This window comes from Micromonospora sp. ATA51, from assembly GCF_016802855.1.
Lineage (GTDB): Bacteria > Actinomycetota > Actinomycetes > Mycobacteriales > Micromonosporaceae > Micromonospora > Micromonospora sicca.
Map to the genome: position 1 here is coordinate 1 of NZ_JAEVHJ010000469.1, position 3773 is coordinate 3773.

The following is a 3773-nucleotide window of genomic DNA, read 5'->3' on the forward strand; positions in this document are numbered from 1 at the left end:
AACAAACTCAAGCGCGACTTCCGCACGCTGATGGCTCAGCGTGGTGTCGACCTGTCCTACGGGCGCACGTTGCCTCGGTTGTTGCGCGGCGCGGGACTCGTCGACGTCGAAGCCGACGCCTTCTTCCCGATGACCGGCGCTGGCTGCACCCTGCTGGAGCAGGCCACCGTGGCGCAGGTCCGCGACCGGCTGGTCGCCGCCGGCCTGGCTACCAACGAAGAAGTCGACCGGCATCTCGACAACGTCGCGGCGGGGCTTCTCGACCTCGCCACCTCGCCCATGATCTCGTCCTGGGGCCGGAAACCTGCTTGAATCGCTCGGAGATCCGTACGATTGTCCCGGCACTGCTACGGGTCCCGCCCCCAGATCCTCGTCTCGGCAGGACAGCGCACGGCGCCAGGCGCTACCAACGCGACGGACAGCGGCCATGAGCGGACGCTGACCAGCAGGTGTCAGTCACAGATCAACGCGTCGAACTCGGGCTCGCTGACCACTCTCGGCTCTGTGCCAGGCTCCCGCACGAGGATCTTCCCAACGGAAAGATGCTCCAGGTCGCTCAGCGTGAAGCGGACATACACGACGGACCAGGAGCTGTCGGTGGTCCAGCCGCGCAACGTGAAGGTCCGTTCCGGCGGCATCGCCTCAGGTGGCCGCTCCGCGGTAACGCCCGCTGCGGATGTTGCCCCCAACGGCCAGGTCAGCGCTTGGGTCACGGTCGAGTCGCTGAACTCCCATCTCCCCACAACGACGGCGTGCGGGTTGTCGGATCCCCGGGACTCATCCGACCACAGCGTCGCCCCGTCCAGTGGGTGCTTACAGGTGCGCAACACGCCGAGGGCGTTGCCGTGCTCGTCAAGTTTGACGCCCGCGAATCCGTCGGTCGGAACGGTGCAAGACGAAAGCAGCATCGCCAGTGTCACGAGCGCCATGGCGACGACCATGACCCGTTTCGGTCGCGATCCGCCCATAGCAGCAGTATCGCCACGCCGGAGACTCGTGCCAGTGGTCCTGCCCCTTCCAAGGCTGAACCGTTACGTCCGGTCGAGAGCGAGCCAGCGACGCCCTCATCTCGGCTACTTGCTGCGCCTGCGGCTCGAATACCATCTGCCCGCCGGCCCTATGTCACCACTCTTGCTCGTGTGTCCTCAGTGGCGGCGCGGCTACGCGCATCGCCGCGGGTGGTCGCTGGTGGCCTGCTGGCGCTGGCCGATATCGCGGGTACGGACTTTCGACAGGCCCGTACCGACATGGCGCGTGGCCGGGACCCGGTGGTCACCGGCGACAGCGAGCGGCTGCGGTTCGAGGCGCTGTCGACGTGCGGTGGTCTGTACGGACGGCTCGACCTCACCGCGGCCGAGCTTGATGGCACGACGGTCGGACGTGGCACCACCAACGTGGACATCAACCCTCCCTTGTATGAGTCGCTGACCCGGGTCGGCGGCGAAGATCCGTTGCGCATGTCGGTGGGCGAGGAGGGGCTCGCCGTGTCGACGCTTGACGGCAAGGTCGTCGAGAAGCGAGTGCCGCTGCCGGCGCGCTGGCTGCGCGGGCTGGCCGAGGTGGCGGCGCACGCTCTGCCGATGGATCCGCGGCTGGAGATCCGCGCCGGACGTGCCGTCGCGCTCCTGGCCGAGATGTCGGCGCGCACCGGCCGGCAGGCCCGCTGGCTGGTGCCGGCCGGATCCGGGTGGCGGGCCACCACTCGGCCGGTTCCCGGCGCCATCTGCGTGGCCGACGGATTCCGGCTGTCGGTGCTGCGGCCGCTCCTTCCCCTGGCGCAGACGTTGACTCTCTACGCACCGCCGGTCTCTGGCGCACCCACCCAGGTGAGCGGTTGGGTGCTGGACTTCGGCACGGCCCGGTTCACGCTGCTGCTGTCGACCGCCGCTAACCAGGGCTTCGCCGGCGACGGCCAGTTGCTGGCCGACCTCGGGTCCGAGTCCGCCGACGCCGACGCCGACGCACTGGATGCGCTCCTGGCCGTCGATCCGGTCATTGACCGCGCGTCGGTCGCCGCGCGTACCGGCTGGGGCTCCGCCCGGGCCACGTCCGCCCTGGCCGCGCTGGCCACGGCGGGCCAGGTCGGGTACGACGTCGCGGAGGCGTCGTCGTTCCACCGCCCGCTGCCGTACCGAGCCGACCTGGTCGCCGCGCTGCACCCCAGGCTTGCCGCAGCCCGGATCCTGACGACAACGGGCGGCATGGTGGTGACCGCAGCCGGCGTCGAGGTGACCTCCGGTGAATCCACGTACCTCGTGCATCGGCGCGGCGACGAGTACGCCCGCACCTGCGCCTGGTGGGCCGAACACCAAGGCCGGCGGGGGCCGTGCAAGCACGTCGTGGCGGCCATCATCGGACAGACGGGACAGCAGGGTGAATGACGTCTGGCGCGACGTGCGCGCGCGGATCGACGACGCCGATTTCGACGCGCTCGCCGACGTGCTTGCCGGTCTGGACGCCAACGGGCGGGCAGCGCTGCTGCCGATGCTGGAAGGGCACACCCCGACGCGCGCAGCGCCGGAGCCGGTCGTCCCGCCACCGCCGGAGCCCGAGCCCGAGCCTGAGCCCGAGCTGCCCACCAGGGGCGTCTTCGCGTTCGCGTTCCTAGTGTCCAAGGACGACAGCCCGCCGCCCCGCGACCTCGAAGGCCTCCGTGCGTACGCCGACCGCCAGCGGCTGCGCGAGCGCGAACGCCGGTGGGCCCGCGACAAGTGGCACCTGGAGCGGCAGGCGGCCCAGGCCGCCGCCCGGCTGACCGAGCGCCGCCACGCCGCCCTCGCGATGGCCGTCGTGGCGTGCGCGCCGACGGCCACAGAGGCGGTCAAACGCCTGCACCGCCCGTGGACCGCCGGCCCGTCGCTGCGGGTGGTGCCCGAGGTGGTGCCCGCCCTGCTCCGCGTGCGCGGTGCGGCATGGGGCGCTGCCCTGGCCCGCGGCATGGTGCGCCGTGCGGGATCCCGCAGCCGGACCACCCCCGTGGCCGTTCACCGAAGCGCTCATGCGGGCCGTGGGAGCCGAGCCACCGGACACGCCCGGCGCTGTCGCACGGTACGTGGAGCTGTGGCGCCCTTCACTCGCCTCCTTCCTCGCCGCTGATCCATGGTTCGACCACGTACTGCCGTACCTTTTCGACGAGGACCGGGTGGCCGCGGTGTTCGTCACCGGCGTGGCCCGCCGTGACTGGCCGGCGGCGCTGTGGAGTTGGCGAGCAGCGGGCGCGTCGACCGCGAGGTGCTCATCGCGGGGTGCCTACGCCGCTGCGCGCTGGCGGACGCAAGGGACTGCTGCAGCCGTACCTCGACCTGCTGAAGCAGTTGACGCTGGGCATCGACGAGCTGGCCAGGCACCGGCAGGAGCTGACCGGCCTGCTGACGGCGCCGATGTCGACAGTCGCCGATTACGCGTACACGTCTCTGCAGACCTTGCACCGGACGTCCGAGCTGGACCGGGCGACCCTGGCCGAGATCACCCAGGGCATGCTGTCGCGCCCGGAGAAGAAGCTGGTCCGCGCGCATCTCGCTTGGCTGCGCAAGCTTCCGCTGGAGCACCTGGTGGACGGGCTGGTGGGCGGGCTGCACCATCCGGTGCCCGAGCTCGCCGAACGCACCGTGGACCTCATCGAAGCGCGGCTGCCAACCCTGTCCGAAGCGTCCCGCGAGCGGTTGAAGGCCGAAGACTCGAAGATCGTTCATCAAGTACCACCATGTCGTCGCGGGCAGGCCAGGACTAGCAGGGTACCGACGGTGACGTTCCGGGACCCGCGAGGCCCCTTC

At 70.7% G+C, this 3773-nt stretch carries 4 protein-coding genes and 1 pseudogene; 4 read left to right on the forward strand and 1 reads right to left on the reverse strand.

Features of this window, described 5'->3' with window-relative positions; all coding sequences use genetic code 11:
- Nucleotides 1–312: pseudogene (locus JNW87_RS36055) on the forward strand (SAM-dependent methyltransferase); the annotation flags it as partial.
- Between the two features lie 140 nt (nt 313–452).
- On the opposite strand, the gene JNW87_RS36060 reads toward JNW87_RS36055, so the two are convergent.
- Complete coding sequence (locus tag JNW87_RS36060) at nt 453–941, reverse strand: hypothetical protein (protein WP_109802893.1); 489 nt, start codon at nt 939–941, stop codon at nt 453–455.
- Between the two features lie 198 nt (nt 942–1139).
- Here JNW87_RS36060 and JNW87_RS36065 point away from each other — a divergent pair, with 198 nt between their 5' ends.
- The 3 genes from JNW87_RS36065 to JNW87_RS36075 all read left to right on the forward strand — a co-directional run.
- Nucleotides 1140–2381, forward strand: a complete 1242-nt coding sequence (locus tag JNW87_RS36065) for an SWIM zinc finger family protein (protein ID WP_146231136.1) — start codon at nt 1140–1142, stop codon at nt 2379–2381.
- Nucleotides 2374–3096 (forward strand): hypothetical protein, encoded by a 723-nt coding sequence (locus JNW87_RS36070; protein WP_238455246.1) that lies wholly within the window; start codon nt 2374–2376, stop codon nt 3094–3096. The genes JNW87_RS36065 and JNW87_RS36070 overlap by 8 nt, the downstream gene beginning before the upstream one ends.
- Before the next feature lie 149 nt (nt 3097–3245).
- The coding region (locus JNW87_RS36075) for a hypothetical protein (protein ID WP_238455247.1) at nt 3246–3773 on the forward strand (528 nt) is incomplete at its 3' end.

What these genes read in the sequence shown, in the direction of transcription:
- JNW87_RS36060 (WP_109802893.1), bottom strand. Translation starts at nt 941, where the DNA reads ATGGTCGTCGCCATGGCGCTCGTGACACTGGCGATGCTGCTTTCGTCT.